At 53.3% G+C, this 26,767-nt stretch carries 14 protein-coding genes; 8 read left to right on the top strand and 6 right to left on the bottom strand.

From position 1 onward, the window contains the following. The first annotated feature begins 38 nt into the window (after positions 1 to 38). The 5 genes from CENDO_RS04490 to CENDO_RS04470 are packed head-to-tail and all read left to right on the top strand — an operon-like array spanning position 39 to position 12,756. Positions 39 to 4,772 carry a DEAD/DEAH box helicase gene (locus tag CENDO_RS04490; protein ID WP_136140973.1) on the top strand — a complete coding sequence of 1,578 codons (4,734 nt, stop codon included), beginning with the start codon at positions 39 to 41 and terminating at the stop codon, positions 4,770 to 4,772. Continuing rightward, entirely contained in the window at positions 4,773 to 6,515 is a 1,743-nt protein-coding gene (locus CENDO_RS04485; RefSeq protein WP_136140972.1) for a UvrD-helicase domain-containing protein, read from the top strand. Between the two features lie 2 nt (positions 6,516 to 6,517). Next, positions 6,518 to 9,856, top strand: a complete 3,339-nt coding sequence (locus CENDO_RS04480; protein ID WP_136140971.1) for a helicase-related protein — start codon at positions 6,518 to 6,520, stop codon at positions 9,854 to 9,856. Then, entirely contained in the window at positions 9,849 to 11,648 is a 1,800-nt protein-coding gene (gene drmB, locus CENDO_RS04475; protein WP_136140970.1) for a DUF1998 domain-containing protein, read from the top strand. The genes CENDO_RS04480 and drmB overlap by 8 nt, the downstream gene beginning before the upstream one ends. A gap of 43 nt (positions 11,649 to 11,691) precedes the next feature. Beyond that, entirely contained in the window at positions 11,692 to 12,756 is a 1,065-nt protein-coding gene (locus CENDO_RS04470) for a DNA cytosine methyltransferase (protein ID WP_136140969.1), read from the top strand. 22 nt (positions 12,757 to 12,778) lie between these two features. On the opposite strand, the gene CENDO_RS11145 is transcribed toward CENDO_RS04470, so the two are convergent. The 3 genes from CENDO_RS11145 to CENDO_RS04460 all read right to left on the bottom strand — a co-directional run bounded on the left by CENDO_RS11145 (position 12,779) and on the right by CENDO_RS04460 (position 15,705). Continuing rightward, entirely contained in the window at positions 12,779 to 12,940 is a 162-nt protein-coding gene (locus tag CENDO_RS11145; protein ID WP_168707169.1) for a hypothetical protein, read from the bottom strand. A 166-nt stretch (positions 12,941 to 13,106) separates the two neighbouring features. Beyond that, positions 13,107 to 14,351, bottom strand: a complete 1,245-nt coding sequence (locus tag CENDO_RS04465; protein WP_136140968.1) for an IS256 family transposase — start codon at positions 14,349 to 14,351, stop codon at positions 13,107 to 13,109. Between the two features lie 85 nt (positions 14,352 to 14,436). Then, positions 14,437 to 15,705: an MFS transporter gene (locus tag CENDO_RS04460; RefSeq protein ID WP_136140967.1), complete on the bottom strand. Its 1,269-nt coding sequence runs from the start codon at positions 15,703 to 15,705 to the stop codon at positions 14,437 to 14,439. 114 nt (positions 15,706 to 15,819) lie between these two features. Between CENDO_RS04460 and CENDO_RS04455 the strand changes: the two genes are divergently transcribed. Next, positions 15,820 to 16,398, top strand: coding sequence for a hypothetical protein (locus CENDO_RS04455; RefSeq protein WP_246014386.1), 579 nt, complete (start codon positions 15,820 to 15,822; stop codon positions 16,396 to 16,398). A gap of 155 nt (positions 16,399 to 16,553) precedes the next feature. Here CENDO_RS04455 and CENDO_RS04450 read toward each other — a convergent pair whose 3' ends face one another. The 3 genes from CENDO_RS04450 to CENDO_RS04440 all read right to left on the bottom strand — a co-directional run bounded on the left by CENDO_RS04450 (position 16,554) and on the right by CENDO_RS04440 (position 20,772). Then, positions 16,554 to 17,441 carry a DNA primase gene (locus CENDO_RS04450; RefSeq protein WP_136140966.1) on the bottom strand — a complete coding sequence of 296 codons (888 nt, stop codon included), beginning with the start codon at positions 17,439 to 17,441 and terminating at the stop codon, positions 16,554 to 16,556. Between the two features lie 68 nt (positions 17,442 to 17,509). Next, entirely contained in the window at positions 17,510 to 19,249 is a 1,740-nt protein-coding gene (locus CENDO_RS04445; RefSeq protein ID WP_136140965.1) for a carboxylesterase/lipase family protein, read from the bottom strand. A gap of 143 nt (positions 19,250 to 19,392) precedes the next feature. After that, a complete protein-coding gene (locus CENDO_RS04440; protein WP_136140964.1) occupies positions 19,393 to 20,772 on the bottom strand; it encodes a YjiH family protein in 1,380 nt (459 codons plus the stop codon). A 642-nt stretch (positions 20,773 to 21,414) separates the two neighbouring features. On the opposite strand from CENDO_RS04440, the gene CENDO_RS04435 reads away from it, so the two are divergent. Then, positions 21,415 to 22,176, top strand: coding sequence for a hypothetical protein (locus CENDO_RS04435; RefSeq protein ID WP_136140963.1), 762 nt, complete (start codon positions 21,415 to 21,417; stop codon positions 22,174 to 22,176). A 548-nt stretch (positions 22,177 to 22,724) separates the two neighbouring features. Continuing rightward, the gene (locus CENDO_RS04430) at positions 22,725 to 26,447 is read left to right on the top strand and encodes a multifunctional oxoglutarate decarboxylase/oxoglutarate dehydrogenase thiamine pyrophosphate-binding subunit/dihydrolipoyllysine-residue succinyltransferase subunit (RefSeq protein WP_136140962.1); all 3,723 of its coding nucleotides are present in this window, start codon (positions 22,725 to 22,727) and stop codon (positions 26,445 to 26,447) included. Positions 26,448 to 26,767 lie beyond the last annotated feature (320 nt).

Genomic DNA, 26,767 nt, shown 5'->3' with positions numbered 1-26,767 from the left:
ATCTTAGAAGGTATCCCCCTGAAAATGAAAGGTTTGAGATGTCACTCCAAGATTGGCAATCCCCCTCGGATGAACTTATGGCGGCGGTTGATGATTACCGCGAACGATGCGTTCAGGTCTACAGCACTGACCGAAATCGTATCGAAGAAGACTTCCGCAAAGAACGGAGCATTGCCGAAGGCGGTTATGGACGAAAGCAGATCCAAGAGCTAATTCAAAACGCTGCCGATGCATTGCAAACCGCCCCTGGAAGACTTGAAGTACACCTCACCGAAGATGCACTGTATGTTGCAAACCAGGGAAAGCCATTTCAAAAAGAAGGCGTCCGAGCACTGCTCTATGCACATCTTTCTGCAAAGACGGGCGAGGAAATCGGACGATTTGGCCTGGGCTTTAAATCAATGTGCGGAATATCTGAAGCTCCACAGATTTTCAGCCAAACTGTATCTTTTGAGTTCAATAGAGATAAGACCAAAGAAGAGCTCTCGAACGATCTGGGTTCCTCTACCGATGTTCTTGACGTTCCAGTTTTGAGGCTTGCATGGCTTTTAGATCCTCAGGCTGAGTTCGATCGTGATCCGCTGCTTAGAAAACTCGCAAATTGGGCAGTAACCATAATTAAGATCCCACTCCTAACAGGGGCGAGCACAGCTTTGGAAGAAGAAATTAGGGAATTCGACGAGTCGTTCTGCCTTTTTGCTCCTGCAGTAAAAAGCCTGAAAATGACGTCCGAAATTAGTCAGATTACTCGCAAATTCAAGGCTAAGCGCGCTGGAAAGAAAGTAACTCTTGAAGACGCAAATGGTAAAGAGTCCCATTGGCTAGTTTTCAGCAAATCCCACATACCTTCAGACAAGGCACTTGAAAGTGCCGGCCAAGCTGCCCGTCGAAATAAAGTCACTGTAAGTTGGGCAGTTCCGACTCACGGCAAAGTAGGCGTTGGACAACTTTCCGCATTCTTTCCTGTCCAATCTGAAGTTACTCTTTCTGGAAAAATCAATGCCCCATTCAAACTCTCCGATGATCGAATTAATGTCATTGAAGGGGAATTCAACCGGGAAATTCTAGAAATGGTGGTCCCGGAATTAGTGGTTGAAGCTCGTCAAAGCCTTGCAGAGATTGATTTTGGCCGGTACTTAGATATTCTCCCCGCACGTGGCCGTGAGTCCCGAAGCTGGGCTGATGAAGTTATTAATGAACCTATCTATGAAGCACTTCGCGGTACACGTTGCCTTCCGAATGGCGATGGTGAGCTTCGAAGTCCCTCCACTCTCAAGCTGACGCCAGAACTAGTACCAACGTCACTAACGCCGGATTGGCTCGAGAAAGCTGTCCAAAAGGACGAATGGATTCATCCCTCATGCACTTCTAACAGCGAACGAACTTCAAAAGCGAAGCGACTTCTTGGTGAGTCGAAGTATGGAAAGCTCTCTCAGTGGCTTTCCTGTTACATTCATCCAAAAAAGAAACTCCCCCAGGAATCTATAAATGCTCTCTCCGCAGCACACGAAGTTCTTCTAAATACTGAACCAGAAAACGTGCGCAGTACCGAAACAGAGATTAGGCAAGCTGCAATCGTACTATTGGAAACTGGTATTTGGCAGTATCCAGTTCGCGGCCAGTGTTTTGTACGCAGCAATGAGAAAGACCGCGGCCCTGCGTTTATCGATGCTCGAGTGGTTGAAAATGATCGCGCTCTTAGGGCGCTGAATGCACTCGACATCGATGCATACGCCGAATCAGGACAACTGACTGAGTTATTGGCTGACATTCGTCACACTACAAGAATTAATTGGGACCGAGCTTGGTCGATTCTTAGGTCCTCTGATATTGAGGACGTCCGGAGAGGTTTTCGCGAGGACCTGCTCGGAAAGCATCGCTTGCTCATCAAAGTTAGGAACCTTCGAGGCCAATGGGTGCTCCCTGATGGGCATTACCTACCTGGCGCTCTCCTTGAGCCTTTAGCGGCAGACGCGGACTATCTCGTCGATAATCGCTATCACGGTGCCGATGCTGAAATCCTACGTGAGCTTGGAATTCAATCACACCCGTTCCGTAACTTCGATCACTTCAACGAGAAGTGGTTCAAGAAATACAAGAAAGCCAATCGTGAAGGAATTGGCATTCAGCTTGGGCTTAAACGTCACCAATGGGACGGAATCGCATACGGCGAAGATACTCCGATTCATGGACCATTGAACCATTTTGCTGAGATGAGCGATACAAACCGAGCCCATATCACAAAGTATCTACTTACTTATTCCAATACCCCTACAATTCGCGCCAAACATCCGCAAACAAAGACTTCTGTTAAAGCCCTGCACCCTGAGTATTGGTTACTTCGCCGCCACGGAATCATCGAGAGTTCTATGGGTCTAGTTGGTTTGGCCAACAGTTTTGCACTCAACGATGAATCGACCGAAGTCGAAGATATCGTGCCAGTAATAAGTGGTCTTTCACTAACGGAAAATGCAGCAAAACAGCTTGGAATCAAAACGGCAATGGACCAACTTCAAGCTGAGGACTTTAAAGAAATGGCTGCGTTCCATCGCCAAAAGGAGAATGAGGGCTTACTTGGAAAAACTTACGCATGGTGGGCTTTTGTTGAACCTGAAACACCTCCTGCGCAAGTCCATGTGCGGGTCGGTGAAAACTGGGAATACTTACCTCCCGAGGAAGTAGCAATTTCCGCAGATCAAGAGCTCGAAACCATTCTTGAGGATCTTGGAATTCCTACGCTCCCTGTTGTTTCAGCAGAAGACGTGAACCAAATGGCAGAAGCTTGGGGTTTCATGCCAAGTCACCGTGTGCCACGTGAATTCGACTATGAACCAGTTCTTGATTCAATTCCACTTGCGACCATGTTCCCTACTTTATGGATGCACCTTGAACAGGATATCGATTTAGATAGCATTGAAGTTCAAGCTTGTAAATCGCTGGTTATCGCCAGCGCTGTTCCAGGACGACCAAGGACAACTAAGGTCGTTGATCGTGGGCGTGAAGGAAACTTGATTCTCACTACTTCGGAAACCCTTAGGGGACAACTAGAACACGTATTCCTTTGTCTTGATCAGAGTTTCGATGACTATACCCTTAATAGAATCATCGAAGATATCGAAAAGCAGAAGAACCAAAAGCTTCGCGCTCAGTTACGAGCCGCAGCAAGTGACGCAGAACGTATCTCATTACTCTTTGCCGACGAATACCTAATGACTTTGATTCCTGCCCAGGTATTCAAAATGATGGAGGAATCGTCAGAAAGAATTCCTTCAGGAATCGAGCTGGCCGAATTATGCACAAAGATGTACGGGCCAAGCACGTTGGAGAAACTAGCTTCTAAGTCCACCTTGCCTGATTCGATCGGCCAACCACCTAAACGTTGGCATGGAACTTACGCAGCACGTAAGTGGGTGAAGGAGCTTGGATTCAGTGAACGGTGGGCAGGCTTCAAGTCAGTTGCTCCTGCAAGTCCGTCGGAATTCGTTGAAGGCCCCGCAAAGCCGCCACAATTCCATGATTATCAGCAACTAGTCTCCGACAAGCTTCGTGAGATGATCCGTGGAACGGAAAAGAAGCGAGGTTTGATTACGCTGCCAACGGGTGCAGGCAAGACACGCGTAGCAGTCCAATCCATCGTAGAGTCGATTACCGCAGGAGAATTCGATTCCGAAGACGGAACTCCCTTCGATGGAACCCTACTTTGGATTGTTTCCAATGAAGAGCTATGCGAACAAGCCATTGATGTCTGGGCATACATTTGGCGGGGCCTAGGACGGCAAGGTACACCTCTGACTCTAAGCCGGCACTTTGGACAACGTTACAACGCAGAAGAAGAAGTCTCTGGTGTACAAGTGGTTGTTTCAACCTATCAAAAAATGGGCCGAACAATCGGCAATCCAGATTACGAGTGGCTTCGCGAAACCCCTCTAGTAATTATTGATGAAGCTCACTCAGCTCTTGCGCCAACGTATACAAAGATTCTTGAGTGGACTGGACGTGCAGCACATCAGCGCGACAAACTGCTGCTCGGTCTCACTGCAACCCCATTCCGGGGTCGCTCAGATTCGCCTGAGACCCAACGCCTGTTAAAGCGATTCGACGAGAATATCCTAGACAAGGGAGTTTTCGGCGATGAAGAACCCCTGGCGCGACTTCAAAGAGATCTCGTCCTTTCCCATGTAGAGATGGAGCATATCGACACAAATTCATTCGTTAAATTGACGCCTGAAGAAGTTGAAGCTTTCCGAGAGCGTCATTGGCTGCCTCGACATTCTGAGATCGAGCTGGGATCCGATATCGATAGGACCAATCGCATTGTTGCATCTATCCTCGAAAAGCCTTCGGATTGGTCCATCATTGTGTTTGCTGCTTCAGTTGAAAACGCGGAAACCATTGCGACCCTGCTGACTATGCAGGGCTGCCCAGCTGCCGCAATCAGCGAAAACACCTCAATTGGCGAACGGCGACTTGCAGTTGAAAGATTTAAGAACGGAGAGCTTCGCGTTCTTACTAACTACGCGGTACTCTCTCAGGGTTTTGATTTCCCAGGGACCAATGCTGTTTACATCACGCGCCCTACACAGAGCGAAGTACGCTATCAGCAGATGATTGGCCGTGGACTGCGCGGACCAAAGAACGGTGGAACTAAGAAATGCCATATCGTAAACGTCTTGGACAATATCGAGCAGTTCGATCTCAGCATCAATTACGAGCAGTTCGAGAAGCTGACGGACTCAAGCCGTTCTCTTTTCGGAAAACAGGGAGAACTGTAAATGACGTTGCTTTCTACTTCACAACAAGCGATTGTTGAAAGACGTTACAGTGCTCGTGGGCTCGTTATTGCCGGACCTGGAACGGGCAAGACTCGCGCTGCACTCGAACTCATGAAAAGTATCGAAGCACAGCTGGAGGCACCTGAGGAACGAGCAATCTTGTTCATCTCATTCTCGAGGGCCTCGGTTCGAAGTGCAATCTGGGCATTTGAGGATTACATCGCCTCATGTGATCTCAATATTGATACCAGGACAATCGACTCACTAGCCCTCCAGCTTTGCAGTGAATATGAAGAACTAGACGACTTCGACACACCGAATCCAGATTTCGAAAATCGGCTTAGAATCGCTCGCGATATTGTGCTGAAATATCAAGACGAAGTTTCTTCTGACCTATGTCACGTGATTATCGATGAAGCACAGGACGTATATGGAAATCGTCAGGCATTTATTCTCGAATACCTAAAATACATTCCTGACGATTGTGGAATCACAATCTTTGCTGACCCCGCGCAATCAATCTATTCCTTTATGGAGAATTCCACTTCAAGTCCCAAAGGAATGATTTCTACTGATGAATCGACGGCATGGGCGAAGTTCACAGAGAAGCTCAAAGCTTTGGGATGCTCACAAACGTTTACCTTGAGCGAACAATTCCGCGCTTCGAGTAAGTCCCAGCAGGAATTGATCGACTCAATTACCCCCGCTCGTGTAAATATCGGATCCGAAACGAGCCGACGTATACTAGATGCAGCTCAGGCAGGTTGTATTTCCGTTCCTCTTGAAAACTTGGGAAGCTTTCGACCGATTACCTCTAGCCGATCGGCACTTCTTTTTCGATATAATTTCGAAGTTCTCGAAGCTTTTAGTCTTTTGAATCATTCTTTTCCTAAACAGCTTGAATTACACCTCTCACGAAATGATCGCCGGCAGTTCTCACCAGCTATTGCGCTAGCTTCATTCGAACTGAATTCCCCTGAATTCACCACACACAAATTGAGAGATGCACTCTCCCCGATCGCAAATACTGCTGATTACCGTGATATTGATGAATGCTTGGATCTTGAATCGAATAGAACGATGTCTTGGCAAAAATGCGCAATTGAGCTATTACCAATTCACCGACAGAAGCCAAGTTCAGCAGAAACTGCACTAGTGGTGAGTACGATTCACCAAAGCAAGGGGCAAGAGTTCGAATTGGTGGGCATTCACGATCCTGAAAGGCTCGTTGCTGGCGAACACGTCGAAGAAGAGCTTCTATTCGTAGCGCTATCTCGAGCCCGCCAAAAAACTTTCGCAGTTTCGCATCAATTCGAGAGGTATTCCACAAGGTGGAACCGCTGGATTCAATTAAAGAAAAGCTATCGATATTCACGCGACTTCGTTTCTGCTATTTCAGTTCTTCCAGTAGACCTCGAAGTTAATGCGAATCCTGAAACTCAAGACTTTCTGCGGAGCCTTGACCAGAACAAGAAACATTTTGTTGATTTCAGGGCCCACCATCTGGGCGGCACGAGCCCCATCTACTGGTGCCTAATTGACGGTCACCCTATTGGTCATGCTAGTGAAGGCTTTACCAATATCATTCAGGATTTATCAACTGGGTCTGAGTGGCCCGAGCTCTCCCCCGTACCAATCGATGGTTTCGAAACACGATTCCATGGAAGTGGTAGTGAAATTACCCCTGTTTTAGCCGCACGTCCATGTGGTATTAGTTCGATTACTTATAGAAAGCGGAACTGATCATGTCAGAAACAATGAATCGTCCCCCATCACTTTCGGAACGATATGAGGCCCGCGAAGAATTAGCCCAGTTCGTTCAAGATGATTTAATGGGCAAACCTGGCGAGGTTATTAAAGGCTACCCACTGGATCGCATCCTGTGCGGAATTCTCCATCCACAGATGGATGCGTCTTTGGCGGATGGTGAGTTAAATGCGGACATCGTTAATGAAACTCCATTCACCAAAGCGTCAGACCATGACTTTGACATGGACCCAATAATCGATGATTTTGATACGGAACCGGTAAGTGAAGTTACTTACTCAAACACTCAGAAACCATCCTCTATCGGCATCACTTTTGCCATCAACGATGAATCTGATACCCAGAGTATTTTGGTTTCAGGTTCCGCCACGAGGTATGTCTGCGATGGCGACAAAGCTGATCGTCAATCTGAATGGAGACCCGTTACTGTAAGTACAGCGACTGGTTATTCGATCTCGGTTCGAGATAGGACGCTCTACGGGCACACGGTTTCGGACGAAGTTCCAGGTAGCAATGGCTCATTGAGGATTACATACTTGATCAGGAAGCCGGTAAACGGCCGGATTCGAGTAACCGTAACCCTCGTAAATGATAATCAGGCTACGCCAAAGACTCGAAAAGATGCGCTTTGCTGGTTTAGACCTTACATCAAGGTTCAGACAGACCAGGGCTACTTTGTTGATGGACGTCCAGAATTCGAACTCAACCATCGCGACTCCGAGCTTCAGGAACTCGATTTCCTATATCGCGACCAACAATTTCTGGCACAAGGACACAGCTGTTCACCGCATTGGGACGTGAAAGAAATCGACTCCACAGATCAAACTTCTGACAAAGTTTCCGTGATCGAGACTACGCTTTTCCCTAGCTACGAAGTCCATCTTGCGAGCCCAGATGCTGGTGTTTATGGAGACGTACCGCAATTTGACCTTTTGATGGGACGCATTGCAACTGAAAGAGATGGCGGCCAACTTCATCTTCTTGCGAATGCATACGAAGGTTGGATTGATATCCGTACTGAAGATCTAAAGGCCGAGTTCGATTCCGGCAAGATTGACGAGCGCGAGTTCGAGATAGGCCAAAATAACCTGCGTGATGCAGAGCGCTGTCTCGTGCGTATTCGTAAGGGCATCGAATCACTAAGCGACGATACAATTTGGCGAGCATTCCAACTTATGAGCTTTGCGATGATTCAACAGCGGACGATTAATGAACGACTCGCACTTAGAGATGAAAATGGCATTCCAGCAGTAGACCTCAACAATTGCCGAGACTTCGAACAACGTTGGAGGCCATTCCAAATTGCTTTCATATTGATAAACCTCCCAGCCTTGGCAGATCCGAGACATGAAGACCGCGAGTTGGCGGATCTACTGTTCTTCCCTACAGGCGGTGGTAAAACCGAAGCATATCTTGGCTGTATCGGATTCTCGATCCTCTATCGACGACTGATTGATCCAAATGATGGTGGAGTTTCGGCAATCATGCGTTACACGCTTCGACTGCTAACTACGGATCAATTTGATCGTGCAGCCCGACTCATTTGTGCATTGGAGACAATTCGACGTAACCAGCTGCCAGATTCAACGGTGCCCATTTCTCTAGGCATGTGGGTGGGTGAATCCTCAAGTCCAAACACCCTAGCTACTGCGGAACAAGAACTTCGTAAGCTTGTAAAAGGTACCGCCTCGCCGGATGAATCCATCCTCATCAGAATACGTAGCTGTCCGGCATGTGGCGAAACAATCTCCTACCTAGATTATAAAGTCACCGATCACCTGCAAATCAGCTGCCCTCGACTCTCATGCGATTTCAATGACGGACTACCTCTCTACATTGTGGATGAAGATCTATATGCACTTCGACCATCGATGATCGTTGGTACTGTCGATAAATTTGCTCAAATGGCATGGAGGGATGACGTAAGACTGCTTTTTTCTCTTGATGGAAAATACTGCGTACCTGACTTAATTATTCAAGATGAACTCCATCTGATTTCGGGCCCTCTTGGAACCATGGTAGGCCTCTACGAAGCTGCAATCGATACAGCTTTATCAAATATTTCAGGCACGAAACCAAAAGTCATCGCATCTACCGCTACTATCCGAAGGGCCAATAAACAGGTTCGAGCTGTTTTCGACCGGGAGGCTTTCCAATTTCCTCCAGCTGGTATTACACCTGGAGATAATTACTTTTCGAAGACTGCTAGCCGCGGCAAGCTTGGAACAAGGCGTTACATCGGTGTAATTGCACCAGGAACATCACAAGCATCACTTCTCGTTCGACTCTATGCCGCAGTCCTACAGGCTGCCGAAGTTTCCACTGCCTCCTCAAAGGCTATTGATCCATACTGGACACTTCTTGGATACTTTAATAGTTTGCGAGTTTTGGGTTCTGCATATCTGCAAGCCGTCGATGACGTTCCAAAAAGAATTGAAATCATCGCAAAGCGTGAAGGAACTGATCCCCGCAAAAACATTGACAGCAACCCACCACTCGAACTGACTTCTCGTGTTAACGCGGGTGAAATCATTACCATCCGCAAGAAGATGGAACAGCAGAATAGTGATGCTCCAAACATCGTTCTTGCAACTAATATGATTTCGGTTGGCCTGGACATTGACCGACTTGGATTAATGGTAGTTGCAGGCCAACCACAAAATACTTCTGAGTACATTCAAGCCACCAGTAGGGTCGGCCGTCAGCATCCTGGTCTCGTATTTGTAGCTTTTAACGCTGCAAGAACTCGTGACGTCTCCCATTTCGAATCATTCGAACCATTCCATGACACCCTTTACCGGTCCGTTGAAGCTACGACAGCGACTCCTTTCGCTGCCAGAGCTCGAGATCGTGGTGCACACGGAGTCCTTGTATCAGCAGTTCGATTAATGTTCGAACTTCTATCTTCTTCGAATGGAGCCAAAGAAGTCCAGGCTTTCGAAAATGAAATCCGGGAAAAAGTAATCAAGCCAATCGTTCGCCGAGCTCATCGCGTAAGCGAATTCGATTCAGATGCTCTCGCCCTTGAGACGAGGCTGAATGCACTCTTAGATGAATGGATTGAAGCAGCCGAGAATGGCTACCTCACCGGATATGGAAAAATGGTAAACCCCAAACGGGGCAAACCTGATTCCACTGGTTCGCTGCTTGTTCAAGCTGGCCAGGACGAAGACTCGGATCGATTCGGAATCGGTGTCCCTTGGGAAACTTTGACTTCTCTCCGCGATGTAGATGCCGAAACAAATGTCTACCAGCGGGTATTCCCTAGAACTGAAGACTCCAACCGCCACAACAAAAAGGAGCACAATAATGGCTAAGGGGCGCAACAAAAAGAAGATTGAATACCTCGCATCCGTAAGGCGTTCCCAGCTCATTACGACCTACGGAATCGGTTCAATGCTGCCGATCGAACAAGAGAGCTTTATCGTACTTGGTTTGGATGAATGGCCAGATCCATTCAGTAAGTACAACATCGACCCTAATACGCAAAAGCCTTCAACAGAGATCGTCGAAGAAACATTCTCGCGGGCCCTAGGAAACAAGCGATTAATTCAGCCGCCATCTGGAAACAGTGGTATTCCGGTAGCCCGTTTCCCTGAGTATGTCTCCTGTCCCCGCTGCTTCCGTCTAAGTGAATGGATTTACATTGCAGGAAAGAGGAAAGATAGTCTAATCAATTCATGTAAGTTCTGTATGAACGACGGAATCGAAGCCGATAAGGTCCAACTCGTGACATCGCGTTTTGTCACTGCTTGCGAAGACGGTCACCTACAAGATTTTCCATATTTCGCATGGGTACACCAGTCCACCGATGAAGAAAAAGCTCAACAACAGGTCAACGATTCGACCCAACATAGTCTTTCCCTCATCACTTCGAGCGATGATGACTCTCTCGCTGGCATTTCCGTCAAGTGCAAGTGCGGTGCTGAACGCTCAATGGAAGGGGCTTTGGGAGAGGGCGGGCTGACTTTCCGTTGCCCTGGAAATTCGCCTTGGCTCAATACCATCAACGGAAACTGTGAAAAGAAGCAAGTCGGTTTACAACGTGGTGCTACCCGAGTATGGCAAGCAGAGGTTCGCTCTGCTATTAGCATCGATCGACCAGAAAATCCCGTCTACTCGGATGTATTAGCAATCGCCCCGATTCTTCGTGGCATGGATAAATCATCTCAGTTGAGAATGTTTCGCGAGATGGCGAATTCAAAGAATCAGCCTATCGAGCTGTACGCTGCCGCTCTCGATGAAATTGAGGGAAACAGAACCCGTGAATCTGATCAAGAGATTCGAAATGCCGAATACAGGGCATTCGTCGAAGGAAAGGATGAGATTACGGGATCAGAAAAGTTCGTTTGCATTACCAAGCCAGTCGAGTCAACGGAGGCTCGGGAACTTTCACTAGTAGAGACCGCAATGGTCCCAAGATTGCGGGAGGTCAGAGCGTTAACTGGATTCTCCCGAGTCGATCCAAAGCAAGAAAAATCCAGAATGAACATCGAACTGTTGTCGAACCAACCACAGCTTTGGGTTCCAGCTATTGAAGCATTCGGCGAGGGCGTTTTCATCCGCTTAAGTGAGGATGCAGTGTCCCAATGGGAGGTTTCAGATTTTGCGTTGAGCCGTGCGGCCAAGATAAACAAAGCCGTCACCAATAGCGAAGAAACATTTGCCGTTACACCTCGACTGCTACTCCTTCATTCGCTGGCCCACATCCTCATGCAAGAGCTTTCCCTCGTCGCTGGATATCCAGCATCTTCAATTCGAGAGCGGGTTTTCGCTGAAGAAAACCAGGCTGGAATTCTTCTATACACTGCAGGTACTGATTCGGCCGGAAGTCTCGGCGGATTGTGTGCATTAGGCACTGAGGAAAACATAAGCCAAACAATGCGAAGCGCGCTCGAAACCGCACGTTGGTGTTCAGCTGACCCCGTTTGCGGAGAATCTTCTGCTCACGGCGTCAACAACCGAAACCTGGTCGCATGCCACTATTGCATGCTCGCGCCTGAAGTTTCCTGTGAAATGTTGAACAGCTATCTCGATCGCGCCGTCCTGGTCGGTACTCCTCAAAACCCCGAAGGAGGATATTTCCAATTCCAAGACAGCGTTGGCTAAGATGATTCACTAACTTATCCCTCGACACAAAGGCTCCTGCAAAATGAAGATCCGGATTACCGACTTGTTTGCGGGAGCTGGCGGTTTAACTGCTGGACTCTGTTCCTCAAGTGGTGTTTTCACCCCGTTTCAAGCTGTCGAATGGGATCTCGACGCGGCGCTAACCTACAAACAGAATTTCCGCTCGTCAGACGTATTTATTGAATCAATAATTGAATGGGCGGACTCGGCGTCACCACTCAAAACAGATGTTGTAGTCGGTGGACCACCTTGCCAGGGATTCTCGACTTTGGGTAAGAGAGAAGAGAATGATGAAAAGAACTTTCTCTGGGAGCAGTATGCCAAAGTAGTTGAGAAAACGTCTCCCCGATACTTCGTAATGGAGAATGTTCCTCAATTCACAAAGTCCGAGCAGCTAAATGTCTTCCAGAAAGAACTCGATGAAGGGGCTTTGCAACATTACAACGCATCCGTTCATATCGTAAATACAGCCGACTACGGGTCACCTCAGTCACGTAAGCGCGTCATTATTCTAGGTACAAGGGAAGACTGCCCAAAACTAAACTTACCTGCGCCTACTTCCCTTTTCGGTCAAATCAGAACAGTCCGAGATGCATTTAATGGACTCGAACCAAAAGTCATTGAAACAGAATTGCCTGATCGAATGGTCAAGCATGATGGAAAGCTACGACCAGGACCATTTCTAACTTCGGAGCTCCACATTACGCGAAAGTTCACGACGCTTTCCCTAGAACGATTCTCACATATCCCTCCGGGAGGAAATCGTTTCGATCTTCCCGATAATCTGAAAGCCCCGTGTTGGCTACGACACCAGACAGGCTCCGGAGATGTAATGGGGAGACTATTCTGGGACCGTCCGTCTGTCACTATTCGCACTGAATTTAACAAGCCCGAAAAGGGCAGATATCTCCACCCGGAAGAGAACAGGGCTATCACCCACCAAGAAGCTGCCCGCTTGATGGGTTTTCCAGATGACTATAAGTGGGTTGGCTCAAAAACTTCTATCGCAAGACAGATTGGAAATGCAGTGCCGATTGAGCTTGGCGACCTTATTGGAAAAGCCATAGTCTCCCTTTTTCAGTCATAGACTGCCGACTGCCCTAAGCTCATCAAATAGCGATTCCAGCTCCAGGATGTAGAGAGACACCGTCAGTCTGTCCCCGCCACCATGCGCGGGCGATGAGGGTGGGTGGGGAAACCTCGGATGCGGGGGCGAAAACGATGCGGACGATGAGCGCGTTGCGGATTGCTTCGTCGAATTGTGCGTGCATAAACCGCACGATAGCCGGCCGCTAGTGGCGCTTGCGGCGTGGAATGATACGGCGTGGCAGCGACGTAAGGTCAAGTCCTGGGTAGTGGTGTATCTGTATTTCGAATCTGGGGTTAGTTTCATGGCGGTGGTTTAGGGGCCGTCTCGGGGATGTGGGGTGAGGGTATTCATGCGGCGTTTTCCTGGTTGTTGTCGCGGTCCTCGTCGATGACCCCAGCGGCGATGATGTCTTTGGTCTGTGTCAGGCTGGCCAGTGACATATAACGCTTCTGTTGGATCCAGTCATCGTGCTGTTCGGCCAAAACCGCCCCAACAAGGCGCACAACAGCGTCTCGGTTTGGGAAGATTCCTACGACATCGCTACGCCGGCGGATCTCCCTATTGAGCCGTTCAGTGGGGTTATTCGACCAGATTTTGCTCCACACCGCTTTCGGCGCAGCGGTAAACGCCAACAGCTCGTCGAGACACTCCTCGAGGTAGCCTGCCACGTTCGGGAACTTGTGCTGGCAGAACTCCACCACATCCCTGGCCTGGACCCACACGCTGGTGGCATCGGGTTGCTGGAAGATCGTGTGAAACATTGCTGATAGGGTCGGCCACTGGGTCTTCGGTACCTGGGCTGATAGGTTCTTCGCGAAGTGGGTGCGGCACCGCTGCCAACTAGCCTGCGGCAGGCAATCACCCACGGCTGCTTGAATACCAAGATGGGCATCACTGGTGACCAGGAATACCCCGGTGAGGCCACGGGCGATGAGGTCGCGGAAGAAACCCGTCCACGACGCGGTAGATTCCGCTGTAGCAACCTGCATGCCAAGCAGTTCGCGGTAGCCGTCAGCGTTGACACCTGTGGCCAGTAGCACGCTGGCTTTGACGACTCGGCCGCCTTCCCGCACTTTCATCGTCAACGCGTCACAGGAGAGGTAGTAATACGGGCCCTGGTCCAATGGTCTGGTACGGAATTGTTCGACCATCGTGTCAAGCTCTTTGGCCATCTCGCTGACCTGTGATTTCGATAGGTTGTTGATACCGAGTGTGGCGACTAGGTCGTTCATCCTGCGGGTGGAGACCCCCTTGAGGTAGCAGGTGGCGATAACTGTGGTCAGGGCGCGTTCGGTGCGGCTGCGGCGCTCTAGCAGCCAGTCGGGGAAAAATGAGCCGATGCGTAGCTTCGGGATTGCCACATCAATACTGCCGACGCGGGTATCTAGCCGTCGGTGACGGTAACCATTGCGGGTGTTTGTACGATCCGGCGACACTGTTGCATAATCTGCCCCGCAGACGGTGTCTGCCTGGGCGGAGAGAATCTGGTTGATGAAGTCAGTGAGCATTTGGCGCATCAGGTCTGGGGAGGCTTGAGTCAGTAGCTGTTCGACATACGCGGTCGGATCGATATGATTGGGGTCAGCGGCCATCGCAGGGTACTTCCTTTCGAGGATAGGTAAGAGTTGATTCGAAAGGTACCCGCGATGGTCGCCTCATTGTGCACCGGCACAAGGCCTACCGCGGGCTACAGATACACCACGCTAGCGGACGCAACCGCGACGTAATCGTGGTCGTGCGGTCCTCAAGTGTTTCGCGAGAAAACGCCCAGGCAATGGCGCCTACTAGGCCAATAAATCCGCAGGCGGCGAATGCAATCTTAAAGCCGTAGATGTCCGCGAGTAGGCCAATCAGGATGGGGCCCAAGATCTGGCCAAAGTCACCGGCCATCTGGAACGTGGAGAGCACTTGGCCGCCGGAGCGGGAATTGCCGATTACGTCGGCTAGAGCGGCTTGCTGCGCCGGGGCAATCATGCCGGAGGCTCCGCCTGCGAGGATGGACATGATAATGAGCGGGATGACGTTTTCGGCGAAACCGAGCGTTCCCATGAAAATGGACGTCAACACGAGGCCGGTGATGATCATAGGTTTGCGGCCAATGCGGTCCGCGAGCTTGCCGGAAAACTGCATCACAAGCGCATTGCCGCCGGCGAACGCGGCCAGGGCGAAGCCGGATGCCGCGGCACCGTTATGAAAGACGGCGGCGGCAAAGAGCGGGAGCACAGACACCCGCACACCCATGTTGATGTACCCCTGGGAGAAATTAGACGTAAGCGCCGCGCGGAAGGCTGTATCCCGCCAGGCCTCGTCGATGCGCATAGGCGGCAGCGAAGATTTCTTGGCCAGCGCCGGGTCGATTTTAGGCATCATCAGCCACACCACGAGCGCGGCCAGGGCCACGGCGACACCATAGATGAAGAAGGGCCAGCGGAATCCCAGGAAGGATAGGGCCGCCCCCACGAGTGGGCCGAATACGTTACCCAGCAGGAATGAGGTGCCGTAGACCGCCGAGCACTTGCCACGGATCGTGGGCGGTGAGAGCTTGACTATAAGGCCCATGGCGGAAACGGTGAACATGGTAGAGCCGATGCCGGAGACGGCACGCAGGGCCAGAATGTGCCAATATTCCTGAGCGATGGCCACCATGCCGGTGGTAACAGCCACGGTCATCAGGCCGGTGAGATAGACCTTGCGGGAACCAACCTTGTCCACCAGCGCGCCGGAACCGGGGGCGAAGATAAGACGCGAGGCTGAAAACACAGACACCACTATGCCGGCGGCCGTCATGGATACGTCAAAACTGCGGACAAACTGGGGCAGCAATGGTGCGATAAGCCCATAACCGATGGCGATAATGAATCCAGCGGTAACCATGATCCAGATCTCACGCGGGATGCGCGGTGGTTGCTGAGACAGGGTTGCAGGGGCGGCATTCGTGGAGTTCATCGCCAATCATGGTAGTCCGCGGACGGCCTGATAAGAAATCTAAATTAGAACACGCATTCGAACTGTGCGGGTTCCCGAGGATTTGTGTCCGGGGCAAGCCCTACGTTGTGGGACATGAAGAAATACATTGAATCCGCCAAGACCGTTTCACCCCAGAGCGTTAGCCCATCTATCACTGGATCCTTGCGCGATAGTCAATTGGGTGCAGGCCACGTAGGTGACACCGATGGTCCGCGGGCCACCGATGTGGCCGAGGAGATTTTGTTTACCCATCGTGGGGTGGTCGATGCGCTTAACTCGATAATCCGCCACCCTCGTTCGCTGGCTCGCCCCACGGCCCACTGGCGCCCGCCCATAAAAGAGCTGCCCGGGATAATGGGTGCGGGTCATCTGCAGATGGCGCTGACTCGCCACCGCGTAGGCCCGCTAGCCAAGGCCCGCGTGCGCGGCTACGGCGAACTCCGAGAGCCCGTTTACCTGATTAGTGCCCGAGTAACGGACCCGAGGGGTGAGCGCGTGCCCGGGCCAATCGCAGAGGGGTGGATACGCAGCTTGGTAGACAACCACCTAGTAGGTGCGATTCACGAAATTTCAACGGGCAGTGCCGCCACTTTCGTTTGGATGGTAGACCGCGAATTCCGGCCGGTCCACTCCCCAGTTTCCTTATTCACCGGGTTTAGCGAGGCAGCTTAGTCCGTCATCGGACGCGAGCAAAGCGCACACACCATCGCCGGACGGGGGCAAAGACGAAGTACCGTGACTGGGCACAAGGAAATAAGGCCGTCCCCGCGGGGACGGCCTTAAGTTCATTGCGGAATAGTCACCATGACACCATGGACTCGCCGCGGTTAGCGTGCCAGCGCAGAGGCGTCTTCTTCACCGCCATCGCTATCATCGCTGGTGAAGGCTTCTTCCGCATCTTCTTCATCAAAGTCCTCTTCGTCGCCATCATCTTCACCGAAGATGTCATAGACGTCTGGTTCATCGAACTCTTCCTCGTCGAAGTTAACCAGCTGGGCCTCCCAATCCAGTGCCTGCTCCGCGACTAGGGAAAGGACATCGAAGAGGCGGTCAAAATCGGTGTAGGTTCCCAATTCAAGCGTCTCGGCAGGAATCTCGATGACGGGAAGCGGGTCTGACAGGTCCCCTGCTTCAAACAACGCGAGACGCTCTTCTTCCCCTAGGCCCTCCAGCTCATCGTTGACCCAGGCGCGTGACACGGCCGCGTCTTCCTTATCAATTTCGTCATCGGAGAAAGCCGCGTCATAGTCCTCCTCATCCACATCGAAGGCTAGGAAGCGCACCACAGCTTGGGGAATACCATCAACGGTCTCCACTAAAACGCGCAATTCGGAGTCATTGGCTACCTCAGCCACCACCAGGTTGGGGTTGAATTCATCTTGGGTAAATTCCAGTTCTGAGATTCGTTCATCCGTGCCCTCAAGGAGATCACGGAGAACCGTGACTACCTGATCGGTGGCAATGTGGCGAGCCACAGCCTCCACTGCATCATCAACGGAGAAGGCCACTGATACTAAAACCGCTTCAAACTCCTCATCATCCTCATCAACATCAGCCGCAGCGATGTATACGTTTGCGGCTGGCAACAGTGGATCAATCTCGACGAATTGGATCTCGAGATCTGAGGTGATGGGAACGAAAAGCACCTCATCATTAACGCGGGACTCAATGCCCTCTGCGTCCAATGCAGTTGCGATATCTTCAAAAAAGCTCATGTCCGGCGTACCGTCCTTGCATAGTTAGAGGCCATTTCCTGCAGAATGCCGCAGGGGCAGATTTAAGCCTACCGCGTGTCCGGTAAAGCTGCGAGAAAACCCAGCTTCTCCAGTAATTCTGGCCTACCCTTGCCCCATTCATCCATTGCGTAGGACTCCCAAGCCTCGCGTTTACGGGCACGTGGGTCCTTCTCAATTCGGGAAGGGTGATCAAAGACTTTAGTTAGGCGGTCCGCGTCAGCTGAGTACCGCGGCCAATCCCCGAGCACCTCGCCATCATGTATGAAGGACGCCCACTGCGCCTGCATCTGCTTGGTCAGCCCGTCCATAGCGGTGGTGTCACCCCAGCGGGTCAGAATGGACATGCGGGAGGCATCCGGATCGCCAAAGATATTGCTCAACTCCATTGAATGCATGGCGCCCAAACCCAACTTGCGCAAAACATTTGTGGAATAGTCGAAGCGGTACATCCACGTGGGCTGGGTGCGAGAGTGAGATGAAGCCACGCGCACGGTGGGCGCCCAGAACAACGCATCTGTGACTAGTTGCGCGAAATTATGACGGGAGGTAGCGCCGTTGTAGGCCGCCACCACGTCCTCAGCGCTCTTATTATCAAAGGAACTAAGTAAGCGAACCGCCGCCCTAGAGCGTGCGGCCTCCCTTATATATAAGAACCGGGAGAAACTAGCCTCATCGGAATTAGTACCAATTAACAGCGGCACCTGCGCTTGCTTGCCCTGTTCGAAGGCGTCTAACGGGTGCTGCGGTATGAGTTGGCCGTCCACGGTAGGCGCAAAGCAGGAATTCAGGTGTAGCAATTCCTTGGAACGCCACATCATGGATTGCCCGGCGCGCACCACCTCGCTGAAATGCGCCTGGCGCAGGGTCCCGATATCCGTCATGCGGGGCAAGGCCATGCGGTTGACTAATTCGCGAGCCCAGAATTGGGACTGCGTCTTAGAATGAATCATCCCGATGGGCGGTGACTGCGCAATCGCCCGGTGGAATAGACCGTGTGCGCGGGGAACGGCCATCATAGTAAGGACCGCGGCACCTCCGGCGGACTCCCCCATCAACGTCACGTTATCCGGATTCCCACCGAAGGCCGCGATGTTATCACGCACCCATTCAAGGGCCAGGAGTTGGTCCATGACGGCCGGATTGGCGGCCGCATCCCCCGGGATGGAGCGCAAATCTAAGTAGCCCAAAACGCCTAGGCGGAAGTTGATAGACACGTAGACCACGTTCATGGCCGACGCAAGGTGGTGGCCCTGCAGCATCCCGAGGTGAGAGGCGCCAACGATGAACGAACCGCCGTGCAGATAGACCACCACGGGAAGCTGTTCCTCAGTATCCGGGCGGACGATGTCTAAGTTAAGGCAATCCTCGCTGCCGATTATTTTGTCCGTCCACGAGTAGGTGGTTTGAGGGGCAATGGCCCCGAAATTGCCGCAATCCCTGATGCCGTCCCACCGGGGCGCGGGCCGCGGAGGTTTAAACCGGTATTCCCCGCCAGTATCCGCTCCGTATGGTATTCCCCTCCAGCAACGGACGGTGGTTGCTGGAGATCCAGCGCCGGGGCCTATAACCATCGCGGGCGAGTGCTCCGCATCCAATTCTGCGGCCTCGGCATCTAGTTCGGAAATGTTTTTCCTGAACCCCTGGACTACGCCGGCGGTGGTAGTGGCGATGAGGTTATCGCTTAGGGTCCGGTGCGCTCGCGCTACCGCATCGCGGGCACGGGAATGCGCCTGCTCGGCCCTCAGGCGCGCGGCAGCTACGGATTCTTCTTCATGGCCAGCGTGCATATGCCACGCCACTTTAGTAGCGTCGCCGCGCACTTGCTACGAAACCCGCTGGAGCCAGCGGGATTGACCTGACTGGTGCCGGGCTCTGTGCGCTCAAGTCATAAACTGAACAGGCTCGGGGCCTTACGCCTCTAAGTCGACGCTTACAACAGTAGGTATGCAATGGGCGTGGCGATCAGGATGGTCAGGGCAACGCGTTCAAACCAGATCACCACCATGTGGGTAATTTTGACCGGAATCTTCGTGGCCATGATGCACGGCACCAGGGCCGAAAAGAAGATGATGGCGGAGACGGAGACAACGCCGATGACGAAGCGCAGCACGAGGGATTCCTGATCCGCGACCTCCGTGGCCGGCAGGAACATCTCCGCAATCCCCATCGCGGAGGCCTTACCCGCCATCAGCGGCTCCGGCAGGCGCACAACCCAGGCGAAGGGATAGAAAAGGTAGCCCAGCCAGTCAAAGACCGGGGTGAATTTCGCCAGCAACAGGCCTGCTAGGCCGATTGACATGATGGATGGGACAATCGCCCCGGCGAGGCGGATGCCATCGGGCAGGTTTTCAGATATGGCTTTGCCCAGTGACGGCGCCTGCTCGAGAGCCATCATGGCCTCGCGCCATGCTTCGCGGATCCGGTTTCCCTTCACCACTCGCTCCGGGGATGGTTCGCTTCCCTCAAAATAGTCATCAGGAACGGTGCTCAGCGGCGGGATGCGCACGGTAATTGCGGTAACGATAAACGTCACTATGAGGGAGACGGCAAAGTACAGTCCCCAGATATCCATGAGCCCAAGGGTTTTAGCGACGATTACCATGAAGGCGGCGGATACGGTTGAAAACCCGGTGGCAATAATCGCTGCCTCACGGGCCGTATAACCGCCGTTTTGATACACCCGGTCCGTAATCAAAATGCCCAACGAGTAGCTCCCCACGAAGGACGCAACCGCGTCGATTGCCGAGCGGCCCGGAGTCCGCCAAACCGGTTTCATAATGGGTTGCATGAACACGCCGATAAACTCCAGGAAACCGTAGCCTATGAGCAGGGCCAGGAAGGCCGAACCGATGGGCACGATCAGGCCTACTGAGACCGCGATGGAATCCCACAGGAACGGCACGAGATCTTCATCGCCTAGCACCCACGGCAGTTTGTCGATAACCATCAGAAATGAGATCACAAGGCCCACGACGTTGGCTACCACGAAGATGGCCTGCATGGGCCCGTCCTGCCAGTTCTTATGAGCGATGGAGCGAATTGTGCCGTACGCGGCTAGTGCCAGAATGAACCATGGCACCAACTCCGGCAGATACTCCTTCACCGCGGTGACCATGTGGTCTAACGGAATGGATTTAGTGCCCTTGTACGTCACCGGCAGGAAAAATACCACGGCGCCTATGGCGCTGTAGACAAACAGGCGCCAGACGCCCCTTACCCGCGGAATCTCGTGGTCATCGGCAAGGTAGCCCACCGCATTAGCCTTGCGTTCAGCGCTGCCGTTACCGGCGGTAATCTTATCCGAGGGCATGACCGCCCCCTTGTCTAACGTCACGGGCCGAAACTCTGCACATCATGGCGGCTTCCTATCTTCATCGATAACACCACCGAGCTGCGGTATGCCCTGCGCTTGGTTTATCGTGCGGCGATGAATGAGCCCGCGAATATGCCCAGGCAATAAAAATAGCCGTCACAGGAGCACACCGAACTAGGCGGTTAAGACTCCGTACGGGGTCTTGACTACAAGTTCGGGAATGCGCGTGACAGCCTGACGCGTTGCGGACAGATTAGCGCAAGATTCTGCTTCAGACAATGGGTTTTCACAAAAAGTTTCCAATAGGACACGAAATAGTCATTCTCATCGGCGCGCTAGGCTTGACCACGAGGATTCTATGGAGCGGGCCAGGCTAATAGGGTTTAGTTGTCAGTGGCTCGGTCGCGGTAGTTTTCAACTAGCGTGGTTTAATTACTAGTTACTGAACTGTTACGCGCTAACGGGATTTATCCCAATATCCTAGGCGTTAGTTACAGAAAGTATCGACGCTATCCCGCGCGGCCAAGGCAGTTCGCAACGCCGTTCTAACTAGCGAAGAACCTAAATAATAAACTTAAATTAACCCTGTAAACGGATTGCTTACGGGCGTTACTAACTTGACTTAAGGACGTGTACTTCATGGGAATTACGGACATTTTCCGCGGTAAGAACGATAAGAAGGTTGCCACGGAGGAGGCCGATGCCGAAGTTTTAGACCACTATGAGATTGACCCCGATAACACTGACCGCTATACCCGCATTCTCCTCAACACGTTGGAAAAGGCGGTCACGGTGCAATCGCCTGTGATTTCCAAGTACGTTGACAACGTCAAGGACAAAAATCAGGACGCCTCCATCGCCGAGATGCAGGAAGTCATTGACAAGCACTTCAAGACCATCGCCACCGGCACCGGCGCGGGCGCGGGCGCGGCAGCATCCATCCCGGGAATCGGCCTGTTCGCCGGCGTGGCCGCCATTGGTGCGGAATCAGTGGTATTCCTCGAGGCCGCCGCTTGGTACATCCTGGCGTCCGCGAAGCTGCGCGGTGTGGATATCAACGACCCCGAGGCACGCCGCGGCCTTGTGCTCATGGTGCTTTCCGGATCCAAGGGTTCCGCTATCGTGGACACCTTCGTAGGTGACTTAGGCCAAAATGGAGGATCGTTGGCCTCCGCGGCTGCACTAACTCGTTTCTCCGCGCCGACCATGAAAAACGTCAACTCCCGTTTGGCACGAGTGTTCATCAAACAGGCCACCGGCCGCCTGAAGTGGGCGTGGCTGTCTAAGCTCATGCCGCTCGGCATCGGCGCAGTCCTGGGTTCCATTGCTAACCGCAAGCTATCCGACCGCGTGATTAACCATGCCCACGAGCAGCTCCCGCCAGTGCCGCTAGAGGCATAGGGCGCGCACCTCTAACGCCGAGGGGCGGCGATCAATCGTTCAAAACCACTACCCGTCTGGGCGAAAGCTGGGGCCTCCACCACCGCAGGGTGCAAGGCCCCAGCTTCGTGGTTTTGCGGTTACCGCGTGCCCGTAGCTGCCATATCGCCTACATTGCCTGCCCGCGGCGTGACATTTGGGGGTACCGGGGGACAAGATCACACCGCCGCCTACCTGGCGAACACCACACAATTCCGCGGCCCCGCGAGGAGGAGCTCCGGAGAAAGAAATAATGCTTTACAGCATTTTTCAAGGTAGGGGCGCCGGCGCGCAGGAACTCCGCTCAACGGGCCGCGGAGTCACGCGAGCCCAAGGCAAATAAACCCTAACTAAGGGAAGATTCAAGGGGTAGAAAATTCACGCCAAGCCAGGCGGATATAGCGTAAATCACGTTTGGAACCGTATCATTGAGAACGGACTACTTTCAGTGGCCGGTTTTAGCGCGCGCTGAAAGCAATAAAAGTCGTTAAGACAATCGTAAAACCAAGGAAAAGAGGCGAGAACCTGCCGTGAGCAAGTCGAGCATCTTCGGCCCCAATGCGTGGCTGATTGACGAACAGTTCCAGCAGTATTCCAAGGACCCCAACTCCGTGGATCCAGAATGGCGCGAGTACTTCGAAAAGAACGGCACCCCCGCCAATGAGTCCGCTGCTAAGGACGCCGCTGCTAACCCAGCATCCGTCAAGAAGTCTGAGGGCGCGACTACCGCAAAGAAGCAGGAAGTACGCGAGACCGCAGTCACCGCTAATGCCGCCAAGGCACAGGAGAACAGCATGAAGTCTGGAAAGGCCGCCACGAAGAAGGCCCCACAGTCACCGCTCGACAAGATCGGCGAATACCCAGAGGCTTCAGAAAAGCAGCTCAAGGGCGCATACAAGGCCATCGTTAAGAACATGGAAGAATCCCTCGAGATTCCAACCGCTACGACTGTGCGTGACGTGCCGGTCAAGCTCATGTGGGAAAACCGCTCCATGATCAACGATCACCTCAAGCGCACCCGCGGTGGCAAGATTTCCTTCACCCACATCATTGGCTACGCCATGGTGAAGGCCGCGATGGCCCACCCAGCCATGAACGTGCGTTACGAGTTGCGGGATAACAAGCCCTTCGTTATTCAGCCCGAGCACATCAACCTCGGCCTGGCAATCGACCTGCCTCAGAAGGACGGCTCCCGTTCATTGGTTGTAGCCGCCATCAAGGAATGCGAAAAGAAGAGCTTCAGCGAGTTCCTGGACGGATATGAGGACATCGTGGCACGCTCCCGCAAGGGCAAGCTCACCATGGATGACTTCTCCGGCGTGACCATGAACCTCACCAATCCAGGTGGCATTGGCACCCGCCACTCCATCGCCCGCCTGACCAAGGGCTCCGGCGCCATCATTGGCGTGGGCTCCATGGATTACCCAGCCGAGTTCGCTGGCGCCTCCGCAGACCGCCTGGCTGACCTGGGCGTGGGCCGCCTGGTCACCCTGACCTCCACTTACGACCACCGTGTCATCCAGGGTGCAGAGTCCGGCGAGTTCCTCCGCACCATCGGCCAGCTGCTTATAGATGACAAGTTCTGGGATGAACTGTTCGAGGACATGGGCGTTCCTTACCGCCCATTCCGTTGGGCACAGGACGTGCCGAACACGGGCGTTGACAAGAACACCCGCGTTCGCGCCCTGATTGAGGCTTACCGCTCCCGCGGCCACCTGTTGGCGGATACCAACCCTCTGGGCTGGACCCAGCCTGGCCTGCCGATTCCTGACTCCCGCGACCTGGACATGGACACCCATGGCCTGACCATCTGGGATCTGGACCGCACCTTCAGCGTCGGCGGCTTCGGCGGCAAGGAGACCATGACCCTGCGTGAGGTCCTCTCCCGCCTGCGTGCTGCGTACACCCTCAAGGTTGGCTCCGAATACACCCACATCCTGGACCGCGATGAGCGCGAGTGGCTGCAGGATCGCCTCGAGGCGGGTATGCCTAAGCCAACCAATGCCGAGCAGAAGTACATCCTGCAGAAGGTCAACGCCGCGGAAGCCTTCGAGAACTTCCTGCAGACCAAGTTCGTTGGCCAGAAGCGCTTCTCCCTCGAGGGCGCAGAGTCCATGATTCCGTTGATGGATTCCATCATTGACACCGCGGCAGGCCAGGGCCTGGACGAGGTTGTCATCGGCATGCCGCACCGCGGCCGCCTCAATGTATTGTTCAACATCGTGGGCAAGCCACTGGCTGACGTTTTCGCCGAGTTTGAGGGCAACTTCAAGGGTGGACAGGCCGGCGGTTCCGGTGACGTTAAGTACCACCTGGGCGCGGAGGGCGAGCACCTGCAGATGTTTGGCGACGGTGAGATCAAGGTCTCCCTGACCGCCAACCCATCCCACCTTGAGGCGGTTGACCCGGTTCTGGTTGGTATGGCACGCGCAAAGCAGGACATGCTGGACAAGGGCGAGGACGGCTACACCGTTGTTCCACTGATGCTTCACGGCGATGCTTCGTTTGCAGGCCTGGGCATTGTTCAGGAAACCATCAATCTGAACCAGCTGCGCGGTTACACCGCCGGCGGCACCATCCACATCGTGGTCAACAACCAGATTGGCTTTACCACGACCCCTGATTCTTCCCGTTCCACCTACTACTCCACTGACCTGGCTAAGGGCTTTGACTGCCCTGTCTTCCATGTCAATGGCGACGATCCTGAGGCAGTGGTATGGGTTGGCCAGCTGGCCACCGAGTACCGCCGCCAGTTCGGCAAGGACGTATTCATCGACCTCATCTGCTACCGCCTGCGCGGCCACAACGAAGCTGATGACCCAACCATGACCCAGCCGGTTCTGTATGACGTAATCAAGGACCATAAGTCCGTTCGTGAGCGTTACACCGATGAGCTCGTTGGCCGCGGCGATCTGTCCGAGGAGGACGCAGAGGCAGCGGCACGCGACTTCCACGACCAGATGGAATCCGTATTCACCGAGGTCAAGGAAGCCGAGGCCAAGGGGCCTCAGGAGCAGACGGGTATCACCAGCTCTCAGGAGCTCACCCGCGGCTTGGATACCTCCATCTCCAAGGCCGAGCTGGCCGAGATTGGGGCCGCGTACGGCAACCCACCGGAGGGCTTTGAGATCCACAAGCGTGTATCCAAGGTTGCCAAGGAGCGCGCTAAGTCCGTCACGGAGGGCGGAATCGACTGGGGCTGGGGCGAGCTGATCGCGTTTGCCTCCCTCGCCAATTCCGGCAAGGTCATCCGTGTAGCCGGCGAGGACGCACGCCGCGGCACCTTCACCCAGCGCCACGCGGTGCTGTTTGACCCACGCAGTGGCGAGGAGTTCAACCCGCTCAACGAGCTGGCTGCCTCCAAGGGCAACGGCGGCAAGTTCATGATCTACAACTCCGCTCTTACCGAGTATGCGGGCATGGGCTTCGAATACGGATACTCAATCGGAAACCAGGACGCCATCGTGGCCTGGGAAGCACAGTTCGGCGACTTCGCCAACGGCGCTCAGACCATCATCGATGAGTACGTCTGCTCCGGTGAGGCTAAGTGGGGCCAGACCTCCAAGCTCATCCTCCTGCTGCCGCACGGCTACGAGGGCCAGGGGCCGGACCACTCCTCCGCACGTATCGAGCGCTTCCTGCAGCTGTGCGCTGAGGGTTCCATGACCGTTGCCCAGCCTTCCACCCCGGCAAACCACTTCCACCTGCTGCGCCGCCAGGCACTCGGCGAGATGCGCCGCCCGCTGGTTGTCTTCACCCCGAAGTCCATGCTGCGCAACAAGGCTGCATTCTCCGCAACGTCCGAGTTCACCGACGTGAAGTCCTTCAAGTCCGTGATCAACGATCCTAACTTCGTTGACATCAACGGTGAGAAGGTCGCCGACGGGGACAAGGTCAAGACCATCATGCTTTGCTCCGGCAAGATCTACTACGAGCTTGCCAAGAAGAAGGAAGCTGACGGCCGTGATGACGTGGCGATTGTCCGCATTGAAATGCTGCACCCAATCCCATTCAACCGCCTGCGCGAGGCGTTTGAATGCTACCCTAACGCCACGCAGATCCGCTTCGTTCAGGATGAGCCGGCAAACCAGGGCCCATGGCCATTCCTCAATGAGCACCTTCCAAACCTCATCGAGGACATGCCAAAGATGGTTCGCGTTTCCCGCCGCGCGCAGTCTTCCACTGCTACGGGCATCGCCAAGGTGCACCAGCTTGAGCAGAAGAAGCTGATCGAGGAAGCTTTCGAGGTTTAGCTCTCTTGCCTGATAGATGGAGCTAATGGTCGGCATTTAACCGACGAGCATATGCCTTCTCCTTAAACCGCGTGTTTAGGGGGAAGGCATTTTTGCTGCCCTCATTTTCTGCAAGCTAATTAGAAGGATTTGGCGTGTATCCCCTGCTACGGCATCAACGGGAAATAACCCAACCCGGATTGCAATGGGGCACGGTGAAGTTCTCACACAGCGCTCGAGCACGCGATGGAGCCCTACCGCCGGTAGTCTCCCGCAACCCGCGCGGCCTCATCGGCTTTCAACAACGATATTCCTGCTGCGAAACCCCCTGCGGGAGGATA

It is taken from the genome of Corynebacterium endometrii (assembly GCF_004795735.1).
Lineage (GTDB): Bacteria > Actinomycetota > Actinomycetes > Mycobacteriales > Mycobacteriaceae > Corynebacterium > Corynebacterium endometrii.
This window is presented reverse-complemented; position numbering and strand designations above follow the sequence as displayed.

What these genes read in the sequence shown, in the direction of transcription:
- CENDO_RS04490 (WP_136140973.1), top strand. Translation starts at nt 39, where the DNA reads ATGTCACTCCAAGATTGGCAATCCCCCTCGGATGAACTTATGGCGGCG.
- CENDO_RS04485 (WP_136140972.1), top strand. Translation starts at nt 4,773, where the DNA reads ATGACGTTGCTTTCTACTTCACAACAAGCGATTGTTGAAAGACGTTAC.
- CENDO_RS04480 (WP_136140971.1), top strand. Translation starts at nt 6,518, where the DNA reads ATGTCAGAAACAATGAATCGTCCCCCATCACTTTCGGAACGATATGAG.
- drmB (WP_136140970.1), top strand. Translation starts at nt 9,849, where the DNA reads ATGGCTAAGGGGCGCAACAAAAAGAAGATTGAATACCTCGCATCCGTA.
- CENDO_RS04470 (WP_136140969.1), top strand. Translation starts at nt 11,692, where the DNA reads ATGAAGATCCGGATTACCGACTTGTTTGCGGGAGCTGGCGGTTTAACT.
- CENDO_RS11145 (WP_168707169.1), bottom strand. Translation starts at nt 12,940, where the DNA reads ATGCACGCACAATTCGACGAAGCAATCCGCAACGCGCTCATCGTCCGC.
- CENDO_RS04465 (WP_136140968.1), bottom strand. Translation starts at nt 14,351, where the DNA reads ATGGCCGCTGACCCCAATCATATCGATCCGACCGCGTATGTCGAACAG.
- CENDO_RS04460 (WP_136140967.1), bottom strand. Translation starts at nt 15,705, where the DNA reads ATGAACTCCACGAATGCCGCCCCTGCAACCCTGTCTCAGCAACCACCG.
- CENDO_RS04455 (WP_246014386.1), top strand. Translation starts at nt 15,820, where the DNA reads ATGAAGAAATACATTGAATCCGCCAAGACCGTTTCACCCCAGAGCGTT.
- CENDO_RS04450 (WP_136140966.1), bottom strand. Translation starts at nt 17,441, where the DNA reads ATGAGCTTTTTTGAAGATATCGCAACTGCATTGGACGCAGAGGGCATT.
- CENDO_RS04445 (WP_136140965.1), bottom strand. Translation starts at nt 19,249, where the DNA reads ATGCACGCTGGCCATGAAGAAGAATCCGTAGCTGCCGCGCGCCTGAGG.
- CENDO_RS04440 (WP_136140964.1), bottom strand. Translation starts at nt 20,772, where the DNA reads ATGCCCTCGGATAAGATTACCGCCGGTAACGGCAGCGCTGAACGCAAG.
- CENDO_RS04435 (WP_136140963.1), top strand. Translation starts at nt 21,415, where the DNA reads ATGGGAATTACGGACATTTTCCGCGGTAAGAACGATAAGAAGGTTGCC.